General features: G+C 40.4%; 16 protein-coding genes. 9 read left to right on the top strand and 7 right to left on the bottom strand.

The genetic code is table 11. The annotated features are described in order from the left end of the window. Positions 1-65: 65 nt before the first annotated feature. Positions 66-2,039, bottom strand: coding sequence for a glycoside hydrolase family 127 protein (locus ED605_RS04440; RefSeq protein WP_121977678.1), 1,974 nt, complete (start codon positions 2,037-2,039; stop codon positions 66-68). Positions 2,040-2,442: 403 nt separating this feature from the next. On the opposite strand from ED605_RS04440, the gene ED605_RS04435 reads away from it, so the two are divergent. Continuing rightward, positions 2,443-3,393: a helix-turn-helix domain-containing protein gene (locus ED605_RS04435; RefSeq protein ID WP_121977677.1), complete on the top strand. Its 951-nt coding sequence runs from the start codon at positions 2,443-2,445 to the stop codon at positions 3,391-3,393. A gap of 193 nt (positions 3,394-3,586) precedes the next feature. Here ED605_RS04435 and ED605_RS04430 read toward each other — a convergent pair whose 3' ends face one another. Beyond that, positions 3,587-5,536, bottom strand: coding sequence for a DUF5776 domain-containing protein (locus tag ED605_RS04430; protein ID WP_121977676.1), 1,950 nt, complete (start codon positions 5,534-5,536; stop codon positions 3,587-3,589). Positions 5,537-5,988: 452 nt separating this feature from the next. On the opposite strand from ED605_RS04430, the gene ED605_RS14680 reads away from it, so the two are divergent. Continuing rightward, the gene (locus tag ED605_RS14680; protein ID WP_191981340.1) at positions 5,989-8,091 is read left to right on the top strand and encodes a DUF5776 domain-containing protein; all 2,103 of its coding nucleotides are present in this window, start codon (positions 5,989-5,991) and stop codon (positions 8,089-8,091) included. Positions 8,092-8,342: 251 nt separating this feature from the next. Here the strand turns inward: ED605_RS14680 and ED605_RS14675 are convergent, their stop codons facing one another. Further along, positions 8,343-10,331, bottom strand: a complete 1,989-nt coding sequence (locus tag ED605_RS14675) for a DUF5776 domain-containing protein (RefSeq protein WP_191981339.1) — start codon at positions 10,329-10,331, stop codon at positions 8,343-8,345. Positions 10,332-10,626: 295 nt separating this feature from the next. On the opposite strand from ED605_RS14675, the gene ED605_RS04415 reads away from it, so the two are divergent. From ED605_RS04415 to ED605_RS04400, 4 genes are all read left to right on the top strand, one after another. Then, the gene (locus ED605_RS04415; RefSeq protein WP_121977675.1) at positions 10,627-11,886 is read left to right on the top strand and encodes a nuclease-related domain-containing protein; all 1,260 of its coding nucleotides are present in this window, start codon (positions 10,627-10,629) and stop codon (positions 11,884-11,886) included. 313 nt (positions 11,887-12,199) lie between these two features. Then, the gene (locus ED605_RS04410; protein ID WP_162919744.1) at positions 12,200-13,084 is read left to right on the top strand and encodes a CAP domain-containing protein; all 885 of its coding nucleotides are present in this window, start codon (positions 12,200-12,202) and stop codon (positions 13,082-13,084) included. Positions 13,085-13,639: 555 nt separating this feature from the next. Further along, entirely contained in the window at positions 13,640-14,452 is an 813-nt protein-coding gene (locus tag ED605_RS04405; protein WP_121977673.1) for a DUF1643 domain-containing protein, read from the top strand. Positions 14,453-14,467: 15 nt separating this feature from the next. Next, a complete protein-coding gene (locus ED605_RS04400) occupies positions 14,468-14,896 on the top strand; it encodes a hypothetical protein (protein WP_121977672.1) in 429 nt (142 codons plus the stop codon). Between the two features lie 325 nt (positions 14,897-15,221). On the opposite strand, the gene ED605_RS04395 is transcribed toward ED605_RS04400, so the two are convergent. Beyond that, positions 15,222-16,475, bottom strand: a complete 1,254-nt coding sequence (locus tag ED605_RS04395) for an amidohydrolase family protein (protein WP_121977671.1) — start codon at positions 16,473-16,475, stop codon at positions 15,222-15,224. Positions 16,476-16,740: 265 nt separating this feature from the next. Here ED605_RS04395 and ED605_RS04390 point away from each other — a divergent pair, with 265 nt between their 5' ends. Beyond that, the gene (locus ED605_RS04390; protein WP_121977670.1) at positions 16,741-17,310 is read left to right on the top strand and encodes a DUF1097 domain-containing protein; all 570 of its coding nucleotides are present in this window, start codon (positions 16,741-16,743) and stop codon (positions 17,308-17,310) included. A 118-nt stretch (positions 17,311-17,428) separates the two neighbouring features. Here the strand turns inward: ED605_RS04390 and arcC are convergent, their stop codons facing one another. From arcC to ED605_RS04375, 3 genes are read right to left on the bottom strand one after another with little or no spacing between them, the layout of a single operon-like run. After that, the gene (gene arcC / locus ED605_RS04385) at positions 17,429-18,388 is read right to left on the bottom strand and encodes a carbamate kinase (RefSeq protein WP_121977669.1); all 960 of its coding nucleotides are present in this window, start codon (positions 18,386-18,388) and stop codon (positions 17,429-17,431) included. Positions 18,389-18,415: 27 nt separating this feature from the next. Beyond that, entirely contained in the window at positions 18,416-19,267 is an 852-nt protein-coding gene (locus ED605_RS04380; protein WP_225419039.1) for an oxamate carbamoyltransferase subunit AllH family protein, read from the bottom strand. A gap of 9 nt (positions 19,268-19,276) precedes the next feature. Beyond that, entirely contained in the window at positions 19,277-22,309 is a 3,033-nt protein-coding gene (locus ED605_RS04375; protein WP_121977668.1) for a bifunctional FdrA/YlbE family protein, read from the bottom strand. Positions 22,310-22,515: 206 nt separating this feature from the next. Between ED605_RS04375 and ED605_RS04370 the strand changes: the two genes are divergently transcribed. After that, positions 22,516-24,126 carry a PucR family transcriptional regulator gene (locus ED605_RS04370; protein WP_121977667.1) on the top strand — a complete coding sequence of 537 codons (1,611 nt, stop codon included), beginning with the start codon at positions 22,516-22,518 and terminating at the stop codon, positions 24,124-24,126. A 16-nt stretch (positions 24,127-24,142) separates the two neighbouring features. Continuing rightward, a complete protein-coding gene (locus ED605_RS04365; protein ID WP_121977666.1) occupies positions 24,143-24,982 on the top strand; it encodes an alpha/beta hydrolase in 840 nt (279 codons plus the stop codon). The last annotated feature ends 40 nt before the right edge of the window (positions 24,983-25,022 follow it).

Raw genomic sequence — 25,022 nt, 5'->3', positions numbered from 1 at the left:
GCATCAAATGCCCAAAATAACCGGGCTTTCAAAGTCTTTTTAACATCAATTCTTACTCACAGCATTTAAATTTCGTTTTGATGCAGCCAAACCGTCATTTGCTTCTCAGCCCGGTTAGCCCAAGCATAGTATGGAATGAACTGCAAATGACTCTTTTGAGCTCCTTTTGGTCGATCAAACGTGTACAAACTATCGTCAGGATCATCTTCGATTCGGTAAACATCATCCGTGGTTAACGTGCCAACACCATTAAGCAAGTGGGCTTGATATTGGTACTTAAAGGATGGCTTTTGTCCCAAAACATAGCGCCAGAGAGGTTCTTCGTTATCGACACCTTCAACGCAGTAAACGATCGGACCACGTTGAACAGCAACCTTCATCATATCGGCGCTTACCTTAGTATTTGCTCGAACTAAATGAACATTCATATTCAACTCAAGCGAAATTTTGGTTGATTTAGCACTAATTGGCAAGTAGAGGATGTGATTATCCAGCTGCTTATCAACTGCTTGGCCGTTTACCTTGACGGTATATTGATCAAGACTCCAGTTAGGAATCCGAATACCAAATGTAAACTGATCCATCTTAGGATTCTCAATGGCATAATCAATGTGGCCGTCCCATGGGAAGTTGCCATCCTGCTTAACTTCAATCCCATCGTTGAAGTGGGCGTCATTTGCGATGAATTGATGAGATAAAATGACGTTATCGTGAATTTCATACAGGTATTGATCAAGTGAAGCAATCAGGCGTGTGATATTAGCCGGGCAGCAAGCGCAGGCAAACCAGGATGAGCGGCGTAGTGAGATGTGCTGTTTACCCGGATTTAACTTGCTTGCCAGCGGATCGGCTTCCAAAGGATTAGCGTAGAAGTAGTGCTTACCATCCAAAGCAATCCCGCTTAAGGCACCGTTGAAAATTTCTTTTTCAATCACATCACCAAACTGGCCTGCAAATTGGTCGGCCAGCATCTGTTTGTTAAAGAAGACCATTGATACTGAGGCACAAGTCTCGCCATAATCCGTCTCATTTGGCAAATCGTAATCGTACGTGAAAGCTTCACCGGTTGCGGTTTGGCCAACATTTCCCGTAATGTACATTTGGCGCTTAACGATATCTTGCCAAATCGTTTTGGCAGCTTTTAACAACTTGTCATCGTGTTCAACACGGGCAACGTGAGCCAAGCCGGTGCAGAAATACAAGACCCGAACGGCGTGACCATGAGCATCCTTCTGTTCAGTAATTGGTTTGTCAGCAAAATAATACCGATCACCAATCGTGCGCAAATCTGGGAAGAAGTCATTATCAATTCCGTCAGCTTCATTTTGACGTTTGAAGAAATTCAAATCACGGCCTCGTTCAGTGATGAAGTATTTGGCCAGATTTAAATAGGTCTTGTTCTTGGTGACTTCATAAAGTTTAGACAAGGCCAGTTCGATTTCCGGATGCCCATCGTAACCATGGATTTTTCCATCTTCCGGTCCAAAATGTCGATCAATGCAGCCGGCCATCTTTTCAGCAATTTCCAAAGCTTTTTGACTACCGGTTGATTCATAGTAGGCAACGCCGGCTTCAATGTAATGACCCATCGAATATAATTCGTGGGACTGCTGGAGTCGCTTAAATTTACGTTGCGGCGCATCAATCTGGAAATAGGTTGACAGGTAACCGTCATCATCCTGGGCGTCAGCGATGAGGTCAACCGTCCAGTCGGCTTCATCCTTCATTTTTTGATCAAAGTGATATTTCAAGACATAGGCAACGGTTTCCAACCACTTATAAACATCCGTATCTTGGAAAGGATAACCAAAGTGATGTCCTTTAGCCCGACCGGCAGCGATCTTAAGGTTTTCGATGGCGCCACTGTGATCAGCTGCGCCACCGGCTGCCTTGGCATTGGTGACATCCATTTTACCCTTGTCGTTAATCATATCCCATTGGAAGGGCACCGAATCCTCGGCAATCAAGTCGCGGTAGTGTTTCCAAAATTTCGATGTGATTTGAACATCATTAATTGACAACTTTGTTAATTGATCCATAAAACTCACGCTTTCTTTATTGAATAATTGTCATAATCAAAGCTCAGCAAATCATGATATCATAACGGCATTTTAAGAACTTTCTTTCTAACAAGACTGAAACAATTTGTTTTTTAAGTTTCAGTCGTTTCCTTCGATTACACTTATAATGATAGCGGTTTCATCAAAAACTTTAAACCTCATAAAAAACATAAATGGTGTCAAAAAAGGATAATTTAGATGACGCTTTCAAAAAAATAATGCTAAACTAAAAGTTGAAAGAAATGGTCCTAAAAAGCACTGCCAAAATAGGCATATAAAGTATCCCTTTTAAAGTGACCCAATCGTTTAGGTGAATGAAATAAGATATTTGGTGGACTTTTTATATTGAATGTTAAGGCTTGCTAGATTGGAGGCGATCATTGTGAAGCAGCTGACTTTTGACAGTAATGAAGCCGTTTGGTTTATGGTCGGTGGCAACTTTTCTGCCGATCCGGGATGGAAACACAAGGTTCGGTATCATCACGGTGATTATGAATTGATCATCTGCATTCGCGGGCCAATTAATTTAATCATTGGTTCTCAGACAATGGTTTTAAACGCTAATGACGTCTTAATTGTCCCACCCTATACAACTATGAAGGGCACCGTTCCTTCTTCACAAGCGGTGGAATTCTGTTGGCTGCACTTTTTAATTCCCGATAAACCAACCCTCAAAACTAAAGATTCACCAAATAATGGTAAAGAAAAGCACCATGGTGACATAATCTCATTGAACATGAGTTACCATTTAACCGATCTTAGCGATTTATTGATCCTCACCCACCAATTGTTAACGGTCGATAGGTCGCAGCCCTTTGCCCAAAACCAACAAAACTTATTCATGACCCTGATTTTGACACAGTTGGCAAATTCGGTTAGTCAAACTGCCAAAGAGGATAAGAACAGTGCTTTGGTCAGTCAATTAAAGGAATGGATTCGGACAAATATTTTTCGTTCGCCAACCTTAAAGGAAATTGCGGACGAAACCGAATTGAATCAGCAGTACGTTTCACGATTATTTAAAAAGTACGTCGGGATGTCTCCCAAGCACTATATGATTTACTTGAAAATTCAAACTGCCCAGGCGTTGTTAATCAGAACCAACCTCTCAGTTAAAGAAATCAGCACCTCTGCCTACTTTTCGGATGAAAAGCTGTTTATGAAGCAATTCAAGAAAATGACCGGTGTTACCCCAAGCGCCTTCCGGTCAAAATACCAAAAAGTTTATCACAATAATCCAGTCATTGATCCGGTTCTCCCAATTCCGGAAAAGATCACCCAAAAGCTGGATTACGATCGGGATCCCGGCACACCACTCAACCATCAAGAATAATTTCAATGTCGATCAAAGTGCTTTTAAGTTCACGAGGTTAAAGTTATTCAGTTGGTTAGTTGATTGCCAACTACTGTCTGTTACCAGACAATGCTAAAAGTCACAAAAAGCCAAACAGTCGAGTTCATTCTCAACTGCTTGGCTTTTTGTGCAATAAATCAAAAATGCGATCAATTAAATGGTCAATCGTTCACTAATTTTTTTGAATCACCAATTTCTTATTAGCCGTGACATAATACCCGTTAGTCAGCTGATATCGGGTGGTCAAATTATGCTTAAGCAATCTCTTAACTTTTAGCCGAGTGCCTCGTTTGTAGGATCTGCTTCGACCGGTCAAATTTCGACTTCGATAAGCATGAACTCCCTTTGGTGAAATAACGGTGAGCCGGCGTGTCTTTGGCAACGATTGATAATAAGCATTCACCACGTATCGGTGACTGGCAGTGATGTAACCAACTTTCCCTGCCGTATGTTTACCATGGTTAATATCTCGAACCTGAAAACGGAGCGCACCACCGGTCGACCGTCGATAACCCAAGACGATAAACATCGGCCGCTCGGTTCGTTTAACTCGTGAATACGAAGCCAGGCGCTGTGACCTCTCGAAATTAGCGCTGCGGTACAGATGAATCGCTCTCACCGCATAAACCACTTTGCGCACGATCTTAACGCGACTGGTAGTATCGGTAGGCGAATGACTGCCGTTACCATTACTCCCATTATTACCACCATTGTTACCTGGTGTTGCTGGTGTACCGGGTTTAATGATACTTGAACCAGTCGTCGAAGTCCCCGTTTGAGAGCTCCCGGATGAACCGCCACCCGGTTTTTCCGGTGTTACCGGCTTTTTATCATAGACGTATTTAACAACGACGGGGTGATCGGCGTAAGTGCCTTGGTAGTTGTCGGGCAACTTGCCGTTCCAAGTATAGCCGTTGATTTCAGGCCGGTAGTGAGCCGCAGATACGTCATAAGTGCCACCTTGATAACCATAGCCTTCGTAGTCCGGGGCAAGTGTTTTCCCATCGGCATCAACGTAGTGAATTAATAAAGATTGCGTTTGAGCGGGCAGTTGTTGCCAAACCCAAGTTTCGGACTTATCACGAGGCTTGGCCAAATAAGCATTCAATTTCTTGGCACTTAGAAGCGGTCCCGTTGGATTATGACCATCTTGACTGGTACCAGCTTCCTGCCACTTTGGCCCATTGTTCTTAAAAGTTGCACCCGGAAAAGCTGCATCGGTAAACGGATGCTCCCGGCCGGGGGTTGAACTTCCCGGCGCATTGACCAATCCCGGAATTCCTAAGACACCGATTGGGCGCTTGTTGCTAATGACCGTGTTGGGACCAACTTTTACTTTCCACAAGCTTTCAAGTGTTTGGGTGGTGAATCCCAGCATTCCGTAAGTCCCCCGATCTTCAGCAGCCGCTTGACGGGTGTCAAAATGGCTTAGATCCAAGGATTCTAATTTAGTATCCCCAGCAAACATCAATGCCGTTTTCTTGACGTTTTGCGTCTCGAAACTTGAAACGTTAAGTGACGTCAACGAAGAATCGCCAAAAAACATCAAGTACATTGTCGTGACTTGACGAGTATTAAAATGGCCTAAATCCAATGAGACTAATTTTGGATCATAAGCAAACATCTCAGTCATGTTGGTAACTCGAGACGTGTCAATTCCTTCATTAAAGATAATTGACGAAACCGGCAAGCCACCAAACAAATAAGAAGCATCAGCTGGTAAAATAACGCCCTTTTCAACATGGATGCCCGTTACCCAGCCGCTCCAAAGCAATGAGTTGAGTGGATTCCCTGGATCATCCCAGGTCCTGGGAGCCATTTCACCAGCATGAATGGTTAAAATCCCATCTTTCAGGCTAAGTGGACAAGTGCCCCATTTAATCTCCAACATGCCGTCTGCTTTAACAGCTGGCTGAGTAGTTTGACCAGCTGTCGGTGATTTAACTGATGGTGGTGTTGGGACTAACGAACGACTTGCTTGAGCATCACCTTGATCACTTGGTGAACTTTCGGCAGCGACCGACGTGCCAATCGCCAGGCCAGCCATTAGACCAACCACGGATAACCAGACAACCCGCTTTTTAGCCTTAGCAACAACGTGAAAATAATGACGATTTTCCATAAAAGACCCCAATTCTATTTAATTCAATCAAACTTACCCATTAGACTGATTTTCGGGTTAATCAATGGCCATTAACTTGGTGAGGGTCAAGTAAATTAACTATTAATTAATCAGAATTGGCGTTCAAATGATCCTCTACGCATATAAGTGTAGTCTTGATGTCAATTAAGCTCAAGCAATATGTTTTAAAGATTATATAATTTATATCACTTTGAGAATAATATAACTTTAAAATACAAAATTCATTACATTTCGGGCTAATTAATTTTCAAAAAAACTAAGATCAATGCCCCACTTGAGTTATCCAGAATTACACCAATTGCAACAATAATTTATCATTTTAATGTTCATTTAAAAATGAAAGAGAATTTTATGCTTACTTATATGTAATGTCTTATTCATTTGATGTAAAATAACTTTGAGGGATAAAAAATATGAGGAGTGATTAATTTATGGATGTAAAAATTCACCAAAGATTTTTGAACGTGTTTAAGTTGGCTTTATTCTCAATAACTTTTCTTGTAACTGGAATTGTTGCAATTAACGCAAGTGCAGCCAGCGATTCAGCAGATACAAGCGTTCCAAGCGTTTATAATGGGGTAACGCCACAAAGGGATTTTGTTACAAATTCAAATGGTGACACTAACCAGAAATTTACTTCTTGGATTAGTTTAGATGACAAAAAATCAAATTATGTAGGTTCAAAAGCAAACGGCACCACTAGCTCTATCCTTAACTTGGACAGTTACAAAAAGAATCCTTCATCCCTATATGAACATATTAGGATAGAAAACGATTCAAAGGACCCAATGCCGCTTTTTGTTTCGTTCGGGTTACCATTATTTTATCCGAGAAACATTTCAACAACTGCCACTTCTCCCGTTGTCGTGTACCGGGGGAATGGTACTGTTACCCCCACAGAGGGCAGTACGTCCTCTGGTTTGACTACAACATACGCTGATAAAGATATGAATTACACCTCTGAAGAAGGAACTAAATCCTGGACTGCTACCGATTGGGAAAACCTTCGAGCAATTAGAGTTCAAGGAACTCTAAATAGAGGTAGCTATTATCAGCTAGATATTCCATTAAAATTAGAAAATCCTAACACAGTTAGCTTCAATGGAGCGTCCGGGTCAGATCCTACTTTTGAATTATCCACTGTTGATCAAAACTGGGGCTACCACAACGCTATTTTTCGATTCGCCCAAGGCACAAACGCTAATAATCAATTTGGCATAAACGGTAAGAATCGATATCTAGTAACTTATCGAAGTGGCACTAATTATTATCGAGCTGCTGACATTCAGAATTTGATGCCAATTATTAAACCTGAAGACATTGTTATAAATAACTTTGATGCCTCCTATAACGCAACAAATAACGATTTCCCTTACTTATTTAGCGGCGGTTACATGTATGTTAACTTTCCTAAACTAAAAGACGCTAATGGAAATGATTGGATTCAAACTATTCAAAACAATGGCTATGGTGTCCCTGTTTCTAATGGGAGTTTCCTGCAACGTTATGCATGGAATTACTCTGGTGAAGCTGCGACAACTGCTAATAGCGGTGGTAGTCAATGGATGAATAAAGACGGAATTGGCGGCATCAATCTTCAACTTATTAAGGTAATTGATGTTAAAGGCATTAATGACCAAGACCAACTCACACTTTCACAGGGTGCAAAATGGGACCCAAAGAGCAATGTAACCATCTGGAATCCAGAAGCCATGGAGCAAAAGGCATTTCCTGCTAATGAAAAACCGGATCTAACAATTGAAAGTTCGCGACCATTGAATGCTGATGGAACATTAAACACCAGCTATGCCGGTTCTTTTGATGTAACGTACACTCTCAAATTTACTTATTCAAATAAAGAAACTCGAACAATAAAAAAGATTATTCACGTAATAATTCCTGGAAGCTCATCAAACGGTGGTGGTGCATCCACACCATCAGCAACCACAAATACCACATCAAGCAGTCAAAATGGAAGTTCCAATTCATCAACATCCACCTCTGATAACACATCAACTTCAACCAGCAGTATACACGCCACTGTTCCAGATACGGCTGCAGTTAAGGGTGCTGCCGTTTATGCTATAAAGCCGATCTACATGTACAAGAACGCAACTTTCAAAAAATCACAGCGAATTGCTTCGTATCCTAAGACTAAACGAACCAATCGCCCAATGTTTGTAGTTATTGGTTATGCTCGATCTAATAATGGCGCACTTCGTTACAAGGTTCGTGACGTTAACTACGGTAAGAAAACCGCTAACAAAGTTGGGTATATTACCGCTAATCAAAGATACGTCGTCAATGTTTATTACAGAACCATGCCAAAGAATAAAAAGATCACTGTGATTGCCAAAAAAGGTATTAATGCTTACCGAAATCTTAACTTAACTAAAAAGATTAAGCATTATAAAAAGAGTACTCGATTAACTGTTAAAAAGATTGTTAAACGTAACTTAACAACCCGATATCAACTGAGTAACGGTCGGTATGTCACGGCCAACAAGAAATTAGTGATTCAAGGAAATTACTAAGAATTCAACTGAAAGTTCTGTTGTAATTCATCTTCTTTACCAGCTGTGCCAATCTCCCTTCATTAATTTATAGATCAAAAAAGGTTGACGCAAAGATCCAAAAACGGTTATAAAAAAAGGAATCCCATGTAATCAGCATATTGAGATGCTGATTACATGGGATTCCTTTTTTAGATGCAGTTTAAAATTCCGAGCTTATATTTTCATTCTCTTCTGTCAAAACTGCGCGATCTGCAATCAAGAATTAATTTTTAATGATTACCAGCAATCACTAATTTCTTATTAGCAGTGACGTACTTACCATTGCTTAATTGATAACGAGTTGTCAAATTATGTTTAACCAATTTCTTAACAGTCAAATGAGCGCCTTTCTTGTAGTGTTTAACTTTGCCAGATAGATTAGCTGACTTATAAGCATTAACACCCTTAGTTGAGATCACGATAATCTTCTTAGCTTTAGGGACGCTGGCATAGTAAACTGGTACCACATATTTCTGACTAGCCGTAATATAACCCTTTTTGCCTAAAGTTTTACGACCGTGGTTAACATCACGTACCTTATACCTCATAGCACCATTTGCGGCACGTTTGTATCCTGTGACTACAAACATCGGCCGATTAACACGCTTTTGCTTAGGGTACCAAGTTAGCCGATTGGCTTTGGTAAAGTGAGTCCCTTTATACAGGCCAATCTTCTTAGTAGCATAAACCACTTCTCCTTTTACCGCAACTTTACTAGCACTTGTCTGTGTAGAAGTGCTTGGCTTGGATGTGCTTGATGATGAAGAACTACTTGAACTGACAGTCGTTGACGATGACGAAGTATTGGTTATCGGCGTGACAGTCGTTCCAGAGGTTGTGTTACCTGTATTAGGATTTGGTGTTGGCGGCGTTGGCACACTTTTAACGGTAAGGTTGACTTTCTTAGAAACATCTCCCTCTTTGGTTAACCAAACCGTGTAATTCCCAGCTGGGAGAGTTCCCTTATCCGACAAACTTACCGAATTGTCGTTACTATCTAAAACGTTAACAGTTGCATCATCTGGGGATGCCTTGAACGTTTTTGCGGTAATTGCGGTATTCTGATCCACAGTTGCGTCCTGTCCTGTAATTTTAGGCGCATCATTTTTTAAAACTTCAAAGAAGACCACTCTATTAGAGATTTCGCCGTTAGCACTCGGCTGGTGTAACATCGCTAAATATTGAGCAACTTTAAGATTTCCAAATCCATAAAGTGGGCCCGTAGCAATCTGATTTCCTAAAAAATTAGTTACCTCACTTCCATAAGCGTGAAGCGGCGAATTGAGTTTGAGATTCGAATCCTCAGGACCACCTAAAATTTCGACTACAGAGGTCTTGTCTTTTTGATCTGCCGGCAACCCAAAGTCAGTTGGGTCAAAACTATAATTTCCACTTGAATCTTCTGTCACAGCATAGTTTTTAACACTGGTCGGATATACTGGAACTGAACTTTTGGCTTTTCCAGCGAAATTAAGTTGAATAGCTTTTGGTGCGTCTGGTGTTTGGCCATCAAGCAAATAAAGCCAATCACTCAGTAAACCAAAGTAATCATTAAAACGATACCCCCCAATTGAATCGTCTAACACATTAGGGTCGACTAACGTAATATTCTCAGTTGCTGAAGTGGCAGGGGCTAGATACTCTTTGATCTGAACCGGAATCTTATAGGTTACAGTTGCTTTAGGCGCAATCGACCCACTAAAGTCGAGTTCATCAACACTATCTGGATCGGTTTTAACATCGTCGTAAGTTTTGCTATTATACGTCACAGTAAACCCAGAAGCATCCGTCGTTGCATCTTTTATGACATCCTGAAATGTTCCACTATTATTCTTTGCAAGTACGATTTGCATTGAATTGTATGGTGTAGCAGGCTTCGCAAAAGTGACACTTCGAGTTATTTTTTCAGCATTAGTACCATTATTGGTCATTGTTACAACCAAATCTATTGTTGAACCAACTGGTTGTTTTGTCGGATCAATCAAAGTACGTGGCGTTGGCGTGTTATCATTTGCAAAGCTACTTTTACCATCTTTCGTTTCAAAATAGCTTGTAAATGAAACATCTCCGTATTGAGTTTCCTTATCAGTAGCAGAACTACTGTTATAGAAAGGGCCACTAGTTGTGTAAGCCTTTGCGGTTATTCCCCCATTAAAACCAATAAACAATAGCACCGCAAAAACAGCGGACATAATAAGCCACTTAAGTTGTTTATTCATGAAATCCCCTCCGATAATATTTTTGTAATAATGAAAGCGATTGATACCACACAAAGTATACCATAACCAGTGTTACAAAATAATCAAAAATCTAGTAGTCAGTATTGGCACAAAGTACTACTGGTATTAACCATTTCCATTTTTAGAGAAAGAGTTCCAACTCGTTCTATTTAGTGATATTATTAAAACAAATCAGTAAAGCTGATAATATAAAGATTGGAAGAAATTTTAAATACAACCACTTAGCTTGACAATAATCACATTAAAAATAGATTGAATAGAGGTTTGCAACCCAATGGATACATTTACGTTAATTGCTTTATTTATAATCGCAACCATCATTTTATACCTTTTAACATTGGTATGGACTTACTTAGGATCTGTAGTAGGAACTATTGCTACTATCCTGGTTGTATTTTTCATTTTAGGAAAGCTTTACAGTTTTCAACTAATCATCCACGGTGTTATATATTTAGCAATTGCGGCGGTGGTTTTAATTGGAATTTTCATGGTTATTGACTCAAAACAAATTAAAAAACGGAAAGCTTTTATCCAAATGAGGTTACAAGACCTCGTATCAAAAATAGGCCTGAGCAATATTGATGAGTTAATGAATTACCAGTTTAGAAAACCGGTAACTTCAGTTATTGACCTAACACCAACACAATACTGGCATTTGATTAGCCAACAGTTCGATCTATTGAATATAGCATTAACGAAAAGAAATATCGAAGATCGCGACACATCATTTATCTCTGATTTAATAAAAAGTCTTAATAGCCTTTCAGATGTTCTTTCTCAAATCAATAAGGATACGGAGATCCCTCTAACCTTTAAAAATAATCAGCCAATTAATCCAGCACTAATCACTGGGCTAACCAATTTAGAAGCCCAATTTCAAAAAAGCGAAAAGGGCCGATACGGTGAAGAAAGAGTTCAAAGGGCGATTGCTTATCAGGGTGACTTAACTAAGCGACTAATTAATTACAACGTTCCCTTTGACTATGGAAGGGACGATCAGTCCAGTCGTAATACAAATCAAATGGATATGGTCCTAATTAATCAGCAGGGCATTTTTATTTTGGAAATCAAAAATTACAGTTTTGATTACATAACCTTGCAAGATGATGGAAATATCAATTACTCTAGTGACGGTCATAATTGGTACAGATCAAATAATAAAGTTACCAAACAAATGGAACAGCATCGATTTGCGATCAAAAATATCTTAACCCAAATTCCCGGTATCGATATTGAGCCTGTTTCGATTCTTGTGATCGCAAACGACAAAGCTAAACTCACTTCAAAAATTGACGCCATTCAAATGTATAAGCCCGATGCTTTCTATAGTGCCGTAATCACACCCCGACCCCATATCTTAACTGAAGATGAAGTTATGACGATTTATCAAATTTTAAGTCATGCTCAAGTTGGTGAGCAAACTTTTTCTTTCCCAGTTTTTATTGATAACTTTGCTGATAATTTGCTGGATCTTTATAGCTATGTGCAGACTATTCAGAAATTGTCAGAGTTACCAAAGCAAACTATATCTTAGCTAACAAAATCAATGACAATACAAAATGGGCTTCTCAATAAGTAATGATTATGATGAGTTATTTACTCTGTGTACAAACCCAGGAAATCATACTAATGATGATCCTCAGTGACTCGCTTAACAGCATTTTTGCACTTTGATTAGATCATAAGCTAGACCCGTTGTCTAAGAAAGCAAAACATATTTAATAATTATGCTTAGAAATAACTTTATTTTCTCATAAACGAGAGTTATGCTTAATAAATAATGAATCATCAAGAAAGGAATGATAAATTCTATATTAACTCATCGCCAATTTAATCTTGTGCCGCTCGTGGCAACAGTACTTTTTGGAATAGGGATGGTTTCCCATCCCACCACTGTTCAAGGAAGCTCAAAATATATCGTAAGAAGTAGTGCCAACATCCATCACCACACTTATAAAATCACAAAAGGAGTACTATACTCGCGACGTCTTGATAAGAAATATGGTCAAATTAGTCATTTTAAGAAGACTACTTGGGTGGCCACAAAAAAAGAACGGCTTCAAAATTCTTGTACCAAAAAACAAGGCACCTATTACTATGTTGTCAGCAGTAATCGTGTTCACCGTGGCTGGATTAACTCAAGGTATCTACATAAAGTGCCTAAACCAACGATGATCTCTAAAAAATCATCTAAACCAAAAGATGAAACCTTTAATGCTGATGCAATTGATCAAGACTTCTTTAAGCTGGTTAATGATGCTCGAGTTAAAAACAACATTGCACCATGTGTTTATAACTCAGATCTAGAAACAAAAGTATCAAAAATTCGTGCCACCCAAATTATCACGCATTTTGACCATTATGATGCCGAAGGAAATGCAATATGTGATCAATTAGCTATTGCAGCAGGTCTCACGAACAACGGTGCCGCTGAAAATATAGCTCAAGGATACCAATATTCAACTAACCATCAAACTGCTAAAGAAATTTTTGATGATTATTATTATCATGATGCAGACTTAGATTGGGGACATAAAGAGAATATACTTGATCCATCTAACACAGACTTTGCAGCCTATACTGTAGTAAAGGATGGGATGGTCTATAATGTGATGAATTTTATCTTTGTTAGTGATCACTATGTTAATCCTGATCCCCACGCTAATGATCCCCAAGAAATCACGACAGTTTATAATCCTGATTACACACCCGACGACGATGGATCTAACTAAACCGATTATTTCAAATAAGAGGAGAATATAAAAATCAAAAAGATCAAATAAAATTATAAAATTATACGACCATCAAAAATAACAAACATCTTTAAAGGGCGGTATAATGAAAATGTGCATTGTGCGAAAAAGATATAATCTGACGAAGTTAAAGCAAAACATTATCATTTGAACCACTGTTTTAACCCTAAACGGTTTAAAAACTGTCCAACCAATGAATACCCAAGACACCAGTTGGCATAAGGGAACTTCAGGGGTGATCCAAGGTAATTGGTATCATCATTTCGGACATAGTGATGCCAGCAATTATCTAGCTTAGAGCAATTAAGCACTCCACTTTTTTACAAGATGCTCGGACATGGTTTAACTAACTACAGATATCAGCTTTTAGGTCATCATTGTTATCAGTTGTACGGCGCAGAACTTCAAGTTCCCAACCATCCAAAATGCACGTTTGTTATTAAACCTACTAAATACAATTTACGGACTAATCAAGGCCGTCACAAGCCATGTTTAATCTCAGCGCTTAAAGCATACTAGTATAGAGGTGTAAAAATGACTTTACTTTATCCAAAGGAAGTTGAAATTGATAATTTAAAATTATTGCCAACTGATGATTTGAAACCAGAAATTAAGGCTAACATCAGTTCCACTGACAACCTTATCTTTCACAATCAAGTGACCAATGACTATTATCGTTTTCTATTGCCTTTCATTATCAAAAAGAATTCAAATTCCACTTTGATTGCATTAATGATGAACCCTAATAATGCAGATAGGAATTTCCCTGATAAAACTACGAACATCCTATTAAACCATAGTCGTTTTAAAGCCGGAGATGAAAATTCAGTAGCAGCAAAACGTTATCAACATATTTACCTGATTAATGTAATCCCCTTTATTGAAGGTAATAGCGACAACTCAAAAATCAGTGGATGGCTAAAAGACGAAAAAACGATTCATCAATCAAGAAACTTTCTCAAGGAAAATTGTGAAGTCATTCAAAAAGTAGTCAATTATCTTTCTGAAAAGGAGCAACCATTTGATCTTTTACTGGCAACTGGGAAGTTAAGACTCAATAAACAAAAGGAAGAATACCAAAAAATCATGGACAAATTTAATGCCGCCAATAACCATAACTTGATTAATAATGTCTATTATCGAGACATCAATGTTGATTCCACATACACCCAAGACAATGTAGACTTTGAACAAGGATATTCAGAACACTTAGCCCGGATTAAAGAGGGTGTTCCAACACCATCAGTCGAACCGGATAGGCACGAAAAAGATATTAAGCTCGCCAAACCAGTCAAATTCAATCAATTACTTCATAAACCAGATTATCAATTAAAAAGAAAAAATTAAAAGGAGCTCTGTTCGATGAAACTTAAAAAGTTGATTTTATCAATCTTGTTATTTACCACTTTATTATTTATGTTACCAACCACACCGGCTCAGGCTGCTACCTGGCATCTTGGTATGCCCAAAATTTTACAAGGTAAATGGAAGACTAAGCTATGGAAACCTGCAGGAAAATATGCTACCAAGGGACGCGCTTATTTATCAATAGGTAAAAAACATCTTACCTATTCACCAGCTAATGCGCCAGTTGATCCCCAAGAAGTCTTCAAAGTTCACTATCGTCATAGTGGCGACATTTATACAATCAGCGGCCGTGACTTTACCAATGCGCCTAAGGGTGGCTTTAAACAGGTGTTTAAGATTAAAGCTTATAACCGTCATAAAATTTATTTTAAAATATTAAACAATTTTCGCAAAGACAATAATCACGTCTATTACAAATATTAAACCAATAACAAGAGTTCAGACCTATTGAAGCTTCCGAAAAGCTAGTTAGCGTAACGCAGCACTGCTGATATTGGCAGTCACCAACTAGACTCTTGGCCGTAGAGACGCAGCCACCAAATTATGGTCATGTAACATAGTCTGATTACCTTAAACAAAGATATTCTTATAAATATTGTCATAAACCAAAAGGGCCTCGTGTAATCAATTACTAGAAAGCTAATTGCACGAGGCCCTTTTTTGAATTCATTATGGAAAAGCTGTCAAATTATCACTTGATTTCAAAACACTTTAACCATTTTCAGCAGCCACTATTCATCAGATTAAATCAGTTACTCACCATTTCCTTGGAATCTCTAAACATCGAAACCTTCTTCTCCGTCTGCACGGTTATCCGGCCATTCTTAATCACGTAAAGGCGTTCTGGAATGTCAATCACAGAATCATTTTTCCGCTTGGTATCAAGTAAAACTAAATCAGCTTTATCGCCAACCTGAATTCCGTAACGATCTAACCTCAACGCCTTTGCCGGATTGTAAGTCAGCATATCCAATACCGTTGGCAAATCGTTTAATCCTCCCAAGTGAGCAACTGGGACTGCTAGAAATCCGACCTGCATAATATCGCCGTTACCAAATGGTGTAAATGGATTTCGAATATTATTTGTCGAAAGTGACACATTAACCCCACCATCTCGCAACTTTCTGATTGGCGTCACACATCGCCGAACATTATAGGTATCATTGCGGCCGCCAAGGTGCAGATCTGTTTCTGGCAATGACATGACATTAATTTTGGCCTTAGCCATTAAATCAATAATTGGCGTTAACTTTTTCGGTTCAACAGCGGCTAATGCAGTTTCGTGCCCAACGGAGACGCGACCTTGAAAGCCCTCATCAATGGTTTTCTGCGCAATATAGTCTACCGTTAGATTGTCAGCGTCATCAAAGAAATCCTGGTGAAAATCAATATCTTTATCATATTTTTTGGCGAGTTCGAAAATGAAATCAATGTGTTGTTTGGGATCCGGATCAACATACGGAATACCACCAACGACATCTGCTCCCATTTGCATTGCCTCATCCATCATTTCAGTCATTCCCGGTAGTTTAAAGACCCCATCTTGTGGAAATGCAACCACCTGGATATCAATCATATCCTGATACTCTTTCTTTAACCGAAGAATTGTTTTGAACCCATCAAACCCCGTTTCCGGCGAAAATTCTGCATGCGTTCTCATACTTGTCACACCATGGGCAATCTCCATTTCAAGAGCTTGCTTTGCCCGTTCATAAATATCTTCTTTTATAAAAGTTGGTTTAGCCTTGGCCGTTACAGCAATTGCCTCTTTTAACGTGCCCGACTGATTATGGACACGATTAGAAATCAATGCTTTATCCAAATGGATGTGAGATTCTACCAATCCAGGAATTAGAACGTGACCATCACCCTCGATGATTCGCTTGGTAGGCTCATTGATTATTTCAGAAGAAATCTTTTCAATTTTACCATCCCGAATTGCGATGTTTTTAAGGCTTTCATCATCACTAATGCGCACATTTTTTAACAAAAGATCTGTCATAATTACACCTCATCAATGTATTTGACTACAGTATCCAGACAATTGCGCCAATTACTGGTAAGCGCTTACAATTATTATTTTACACGATATTTAACGTGTTGCATTAGACCCTAAGTACAATCTCAAAATTTATTTTTATCCCTCACACCTAATGTAAACGCTTTCTTCACTGTGTATGATTAGGTTGTTAAATTAAATTGAGTTACCTGGCGATTCAGTTACTCAATCAGCTGCATTTTTCGGATTTGAAAGGAGCACTATCGTTATGAAGACAGGCTTATCACTCCGTAAAGAAGCGTTATACACTGCCCTGGGAATTGGCATTTTCACATTCTTTTACGGTCTACTTTCAGGATTACTTGAATTTTGGATGGCCCCGGTTGCCTTTATCACGTCGGCATTTTACGCCGGATATGGTTCAAAGAAAAACACGTCAATTAATGTCTCCCTTAGTTTTGGAATGGGAATTGTTTGGGGGCTGATCGCTTATAACCTGTTTCAGATTCCAAACATGAACATGCTACTGTGGACCTCTTCAGTATTCGGCATCATGGCGTTTATCGCCATTATTCTTCAGGGAACCATCCTCCCATTTACCAGAATTCCAGCCTGGTTGTTGGGTTGGGGAACTTTTATGGAGATTTCGTTAAATAAAGCCATCACCAATTGGCCATTGTTCATCATTGAATTGGCAGCATGTATGTTACTTGGCGTCTATTTCTTAGATTTCGGCTCAGATTGGTTTAAAAAGCTGATGTATGCTTGGTTCCCGGAAAAGCAACCAGCCTCAAAATCAACTTCCGTTAAAAACAATAAACCGCAAAGGCAAAATTAATTAAACAAATGACACCCACGCCCTCTTGGAAATTCTCCAAAGAGGGTTTTAGTTTTTTTGATCACAAATAAACAGGTTCGAATCCTGCTTGGGGAATCGAACCTGTTTTTGTCTTTAACTATTTGGCAACTGTCGCAATATCTTCACTGACAATCGTTGTGCCTTCCTCGCCCGCAATGATCCGCTTAACGTCTTCCAACGCACCAATCACAGCTGGATGACCAGTATGACGAACGAAATCAGTTGCTGCCTTAACCTTCGGCATCATGCTGCCCTTTGCAAATTCATCAGCATCGATATGTTGCTGGATTTCGTTGACTCCGACTTCTTTCAGTTCGACGGCATTTGGTTGGCCATAGTGATAGAAAACACCACCAGCTGACGTCAGAATAATCAACTTGTCTGCATCAACTAATTGTGCAATTTTTGAGGCGCTAAAGTCTTTATCAATCACTGCCTCTGTACCAATCAATTGATTTCCTTTTTTAACAACCGGAATGCCACCGCCACCAGAAACAATTGGGACAATGTCAGCATCAACCACTCGTTTAATCGCCCGATATTCATTAATCGCTAAGGGCTTCGGTGATGGGACTACTCGGCGATAACCGCGACCAGCATCCTCAATCAACTGCCAATCTGGATGAATGGCTTTAATATCAGCCAATTCTGATTCTTTGTAGAACGGCCCAATTGGTTTGGATGGGTTTTGAAAGGCCGGATCATCTTCAGCCACGATCGTCTGAGTCACGATGGCCATGACGTCCTTATCAATGCCAGCATTCAATAATTCTTCACGCATTGCATTCTGAAACCAATAACCAATGCTGCCCTGAGTCATGGCGCCACAAGTATCCAATGGCATCGCCGGATTTTCAGGTGTATCATCTGCTGATTGCTGTAATAAAAGATTTCCAACTTGCGGCCCATTTCCATGAGTAATAATCAGTTGATCACCATTTTTAACAAAATTAACCAACTCTTTAGCCGTTTCTTTAACAGCTTTCATCTGAGCCTGGGCTGACGCATCCTTAGAAAGGATTGCATTGCCTCCAAGCGCAACAACAACTTTTGCCATTTATAGTTCCTCCATTTTTAGCCAATATTATTTTTCGCGAAGATCCTGCTGAAGCAGCGTCAATGCCGTATACATCCCCAGCAGTGTATCGGTACCCGACGTGTGGCCAAACTCTTGAATTGCCAAGATAGCCGGTTGCAATTGCTCAATCTCTCCATTCTGAACGACCTTTAGAAAGGCAATCATTTTCTTTGAAGTATAGCCTTCCAAAGCAGCTCTAAGGTATGAGTCGGAAACATCAGTCGTCCCGCCACGTTCCAATCGTTCATGAACCGTTTTCTGCCACTCAGATAATTGAGAATAATCCGCCGAAGTTAAAATCGACAGAAAACCAACCGTGATATCATCCCCACTTGGTGTTAAGCCTCGACCACGGCCAAACAGAAACGCTAACGTTTTTGTTCGTTCTTCCGCGTTGTGACTTTGGTGGATCATCCCCACAACTTTCTGTGGTGCATACTGATCACCCAATCCCCAGTTCTCGGCAAAATTAATCACCCGAAAGGCTCCAACAATTTGCGCCAGAGAATGCTTATCAAACAACACTTTAGGAATTCGCAAATCAACTTCTGTTAAATTCGAAAGCGAAATTGTTTTAATATCTGTGTCTGTATAAATAAATAATTGATTGTTTTTATAAAGAACCCGATTGCCAACGTCAACGGCTTTCAGCAAACGATCAACCAGCTGATCGTCAATCGTAATCCCCGTTGCGGACAGTGATTCAGAAATACTGCCAACGTGAAATAATAATTCAGGGAATTTAATATTAAAACTGTGTTGAAAGACTGTACTGACAACGCCATGGTCCTTGTTAAACAAATGGAGAGGGAGCAGACTGCTCTTCTCTCCATTTGTTCGATTCTGATTAAGGTTCATTAAAATCACTTATTCCTTAACTAAATCTTTCTCGACTGCGGAAGCTTTCTCAGCTTCCAACAGTCCCATACTTTTAGCATAGGCCACCAGTGCCTTTTCGAAGCAGGCAAGTGGTGCGTGAACCGTTCCGGCTCCTACTTGACCAACTCCGGCAACCTTGCTGGCAATCCCAGTATTGATGATTGGGGTAATCCCGGTTTCAACCACCTTGACAATATCGATCCCAATGGCGGTACCTTGATAGTCCCAAGTTGGAATGGTGAAGTTAGAATTCCGGTCGAGCGTAATCTTTGCCATCTCATTACTGATGCGTTGGGCATCCTTGAAACCACCAGCGCCAACGAATCGGGTCACCCCGGGTGCTGCGATCATCGCCATACCACCAAAGCCAACGGTTTCAGCAATCGCACTATCACCAATATCCGGATTGGCATCGTCTTGACTAAATCCTGTAAAGAACAGTCCCTTTGGTGTATTAACCGGCGCTGTGAACCACTGATCACCCAAGCCGCTAATTCGAATGCCGAAGTCTTTACCGTTACGAGTCATTGTTGTAACAACTGTGCCGTGTTTGTATGTTCTGGCAGCATCAACCATTGACTTGCCAGTTGCCATCATGATACTGAGGAAGAACTGATCGGTGTCAGCAAGGAATTGGATGACATCCTGTTTTTCTTTTTCAGGAATATCCAACGAAACAATTAATGGGGCAACCTCTTTCAAAAAGACTAGTGATGCCGCAATGTTTCGTTGATGGAATTCGTCTCCCATCGTAATGGCTTTTGCCATCATCACGTTAACGTTCAAGCCACCATCAATCTTCTTAAGAGCTTTGCTTAACGTTGGTGCAAGGACGTTGGCCATCCATTTTAGTCTGTTAATCACTTCATCATTATAAGCACCAAACCGAAGAACTTTCCCAATGCCTTCATTCATTGTGCAGTAAGCCTCATTGCCCTTTAAAGCATTATTGATTACCAAAACAGCCATGTGAGCTGAAGTAATTCCGCCCATCGGCCCAACCGCATTTACCTCATGGTTACACATAAATTTAACGTCGCCACTTTCAAGAAGTTGACGGGCACCAGCTTCATCATCAGCCCAGCCTTCAAAGAGCACTGCACCGATACAGCCACCTTGCATAGGTTCAGTCATTTCATCATAATCAATTGGCGGACCTGCATGAAGTAATGTATGACCCTTTAATTCAGAAATGACGGTTCCGGCCGGTACAACGTCGACTAAGAATGGCGCAGCCTTTTTATAGGCATCAACAATCTTTGCGTTTTCAGCTTGACGATTCTGAAGTGCTTTAACCTTTTTGATAATCCTAATCATCTTTTGGTTACCGCCGGCGATTGGTTTCCAGTTATACTGAACGCCGGTTCCGCCAAATTTAATCACCGGGTCCAAAAACTCGGCAACGCCAACGTTAACAACTCGTGGTTTCGTGTAGAGCAGATCCAAGATTGATTCACTTGGCATTGGCACTTCATGGGTTGCACCAGTGTACTTAACAACTTGTTTGGTTGGTTCGTTAACATCTTTGCCAACCAAGTTTAAGGCATAACGAACTGCTTGAGCGTTGCTGTCAAGTACGATAATGCCGGCCTTTTGAAGTGTCTTGCGCGCTGCATCATAATCTTGCGGGTCTTCACGAGTTCCAACAACAGTTGCCACAAACTTAATCCGTGGATACTTTCTGGAGGCAGTTGTAACAGCATCAGCCAGACTTTCCGCCATGGTATCATCGGTCCCGTAGCCCAGCACATCATCCAGTAAAATGACGCCGGTATTTGGATCGTCAGCATACTCATTAATCTTCTCAATTCGGATGCGGGGATCAATCATTGGATGCGGTCGGCCTTGGGTATAGATATCATCCCCTAGATCAAGCACTTCATTTCCCTTTGCGCGGAGGACATAGCCTTCATCGGAAATAATCCCGCCAAGATTCAAAGCTTCGGAAACCATCATGCCGGCTTCATAAGCCAAAGTCCCACCGGAGTATAATCCGATAATGTGCTTACCGGCCAACTGCGGATCAGCCTCCACAAGCGGTGCTTTCTGATAGTAGTTAGCTTTTACTTTCTTACCATCAGCCAAGTCCATTAAAATCCGTGACGTTTCTTCCAAGGTATGAGCCAAGTATACTGAATCTTCATGATGATCAGGTTTTTCACCTAGGAAAATCGCAACAACTGGCTTGTCAATACTGTGAAGTAGACTAACAACATCATCACGAACTTCCTTTGCAGGCGGCTTGGAAATAATCCCAATCACTTCGGTTGGATCATGGTGAGCTAATCCAGCAATGGCATCTTCCATGGTAATGGCGCCAACCTTGTCGGAAAGATCTCGGCCACCTGTCCCAATGGCGTGCGTCACGCCACCGCCTAATCGTTCGATCATACTGGTGACTTCTTGGATGCCAGTACCGGAAGCGCCGACCAAGCCGATGTTTCCTGAACGAACCACGTTAGTGAATGCTAGTGGAACGTTGCTGACAATCCCAGTACCACAATCAGGTCCCATAACCAGTAACCCTTTCTTGTGAGCTTTTTGTTTCAAACGGGCTTCATCTGCCAGCGAAACGTTGTCACTGAAGACAAAGGCATTTAAATTGTGGTCCAACGCGTTATCAATTTCATCGGCGGCGTAAATACCAGGAACCGAAATTACGGCCAAATTGGCATCTGGGACAGCTTTCATCGCATCATCCCAATTTGTTACTGATTTTGATTCTGATTCCTCATCGTTGCTCTTGACGGACAAATCGCTTAAGAACTTGTCAATTTGTTTTAGCACATCATCCATCACGTCTTTTTTATCCGCATCCAACACAATCATCATGTCGTTAGGTTCAGCAGTTTTAGCTTCATCGGTTAGCAAACCAGCTTCATTAAAGATATCTTTGTTCGCATCTGTTCCCATCATCACCTGGACTTCTTTAACACCAGGCATGGAACTAATATTCTGTGTTAATAGCATCAAATTAATGGAATCCTGATAACTATTTTTTCTAATTACCGTATATAGCAACTCGTTTTCCTCCTTTGCCACTTAGCAATTTAGCTTACGCTCTTATCATACGGTCTCAGGGAAGATAATACATTGACTCACAAAGATAATTTTGTAAGCGCTATTGTATCCTATTAGGATAAAAGAAATCGCTTTCTTTGAATTGATTTTTATCTATTCAGTAGTATTCTTGATATTAGCAGTTCAATTAAAAGGAGGAAATCAACTTGGCAGTTATTCTAAAAGATATTCAGCAAATCGATTCACTCAAAAACGCCAAACTGGTTGCGGGTCATAGCGGCTTAGATCGACCGGTCGACAATATTATGATTACGGAGGCGCCCGACGTTGAGCGGTGGATCACTCCCAATGAAGTGCTGCTCTCATCCCTTTACGGTTTTGATAAACTGTCACAAGAAGCCATTGGTGACTTTATGCAATCACTAAATCAGCATGCCTGCAGTGGCCTAATTATTAAAACATCCCGATTCATCAGTGAAATTCCAAAACAGATCATCGATGATTGTAACCGTTTTGGGATTCCACTGATTGAAATTCCCCAAGATGTTAAGTACAGTGGTATCATGTTGGAAGCCATGCAGCTGCTGTTTAATGAACGCAATCGCCTGCTCAACCGGTACAAAACTATCAATCAGCAATTCATCAAGTTGGCCATTCAAAATAGCTCCTATCAATCAATCGTTACGTTATTATCAACTCTGGTCGGCAATCCTACCTACATTTTTAAAATTGAAGACCGCACCGGCGTTGACATTGCTCACAGTAAGCATGCCAATCGCCCCATCGAGTCCATTGATTTTTCAAACCGACAACCGGTACCCAAGACAGCTTATACCAACTATCAGTACGCTAAAATCAGAATTGCCAACGGTCAACAATTCCTAATGGTTAAAATTCCTCGAAGTCAAGACGATCTTTACATTGGTATTCTTCAAGAACGGGAACTGCAGGATATTGACTTCATGGCAATTGAAAATGCTGTTAATTTCACTCAAATGGAAGTGATCAAGCAAGCAGCTCTGGAACAGGGGTTGCGGACATACGCCAACGATATTATTGATGATTTGATTAACGGTAAAATTACCAGTGAGGAAGAATATCAAGCAACGCTGAAACATTTTAAACTACAAGAGAACAAGACTTACCGGGTCACAGTCATTCAAGCACTGGCAAAGGGCGAAGTTCAAACAGATTATTTTCGTGATAACCCTCGAGACGCCAATCGAGTGGTCACCCAATTCAAAATCTTTTGGCCAAATGCTGTATACCGCATCCGGCAAAATCGAATTATTTTAATTATTGAGGATGATCAATCAGCTGCTAAACTACAAAACAATCTGAAAGGGGTGTTAAAAACGCTGGAAGCTTCTCATCCAACTTTGAACTTTCAAATTGGCTTGAGTGAAAGCTGCCGGCCTAAGGATTTCCCCAGCCACGCATCCCAAGCATTAAAGACACTCCAGATTGCTGGTCACCTGAACAAGCAGAATCAAATCTTCAATTACAACGATTTAGGTTTCTACCGCTTTTTATTTCAAGTTGACGATCCTGCCAAATTAAAATCATTTGTGACTGAAGATCTACTTAAGCTGTATCAAGATAAGCCGGATCTCTACAAAACCTTAAAGACCTACTTGGAGCATAACCAAAACGCCAAAGCGAGTGCTGACGCCCTATTTATTCACCCTAAGACAATGAGTTACCGGCTGAATAAAATTCAGGAACGAACCAACATTAATTTTTCAGACGTTGACGAAATCTTTAGATTAAATGTTGGCATTCGCGTCTTGAACGTTTTAGACGAAGAAAATAATTAGAAGGGATTGAATCATCTTGAAAACGATCACTTATACCACAACCAGTGGTGAAAAAATCCAAAGTTCCTTTTGGCAGGCCACCGGCAACACAATCAACCCCACCATCATTTATATTCACGGTGGTGGCCTGATTTTTGGCAACCGGGATGATCTCCCACAAACCTACCTCGATCGATTTTTAAATGCCGGCTATTCCGTGTTTGCGCTGGATTATCTTTTGGCCCCAGAGAGTACCTATCAGGATATCATTGATTCGGTGAAGGCTGGCGTCACTCATTTTCTAAATCATTTCAATGAATTAGGTGTGCAAGATAATCGATATATTTTGTTTGGACGGTCAGCTGGCGCTTATTTATGCATGCAGCTGATCGCTGACGATTTGTCGCCAAAACCAACTGCATTGATTGATTTCTATGGGTTTGAGAGCTTACTGGCATCAAACTTACTAAAGCCAAATGCGTTGTATTCAAGCTATCCCAAAGTGACCAAGGCTGAATTAAAGGGCCTCGTTGGTGACTCACCAGTCAGCCACAGCAGCTACGAGGAACGGTTTCTAATTTACGTGTACGCCCGTCAAACGGCTGATTGGCAAAAAATGATTTTTCAGGGTACTGATGGAGAAGAAATCAAACTCACTAAGGAATTATTAACATCTAATTTTCCACCAACCTATATCTGTCAGTCCAATGCCGATCCAGATGTCCCGTTCATCAACTCGATTATGCTAAAAGCCAAGCTGCCAAATGCCAAACTGATGCCGATCACCTCAAAAGATCATGACTTCGATCGAGTCGTCAGCCCTGAAACGTTAAAAGTTTATGAGCAAGTGATTGATTGGTTGGATCACCTAATATAATGACAAAGTAAAAATTCCCAGCGGCGGTCATCGTCGTTGG

The organism is Lentilactobacillus raoultii, assembly GCF_900411375.1.
Taxonomy (GTDB): Bacteria; Bacillota; Bacilli; order Lactobacillales; family Lactobacillaceae; genus Lentilactobacillus; species Lentilactobacillus raoultii.
This window is presented reverse-complemented; position numbering and strand designations above follow the sequence as displayed.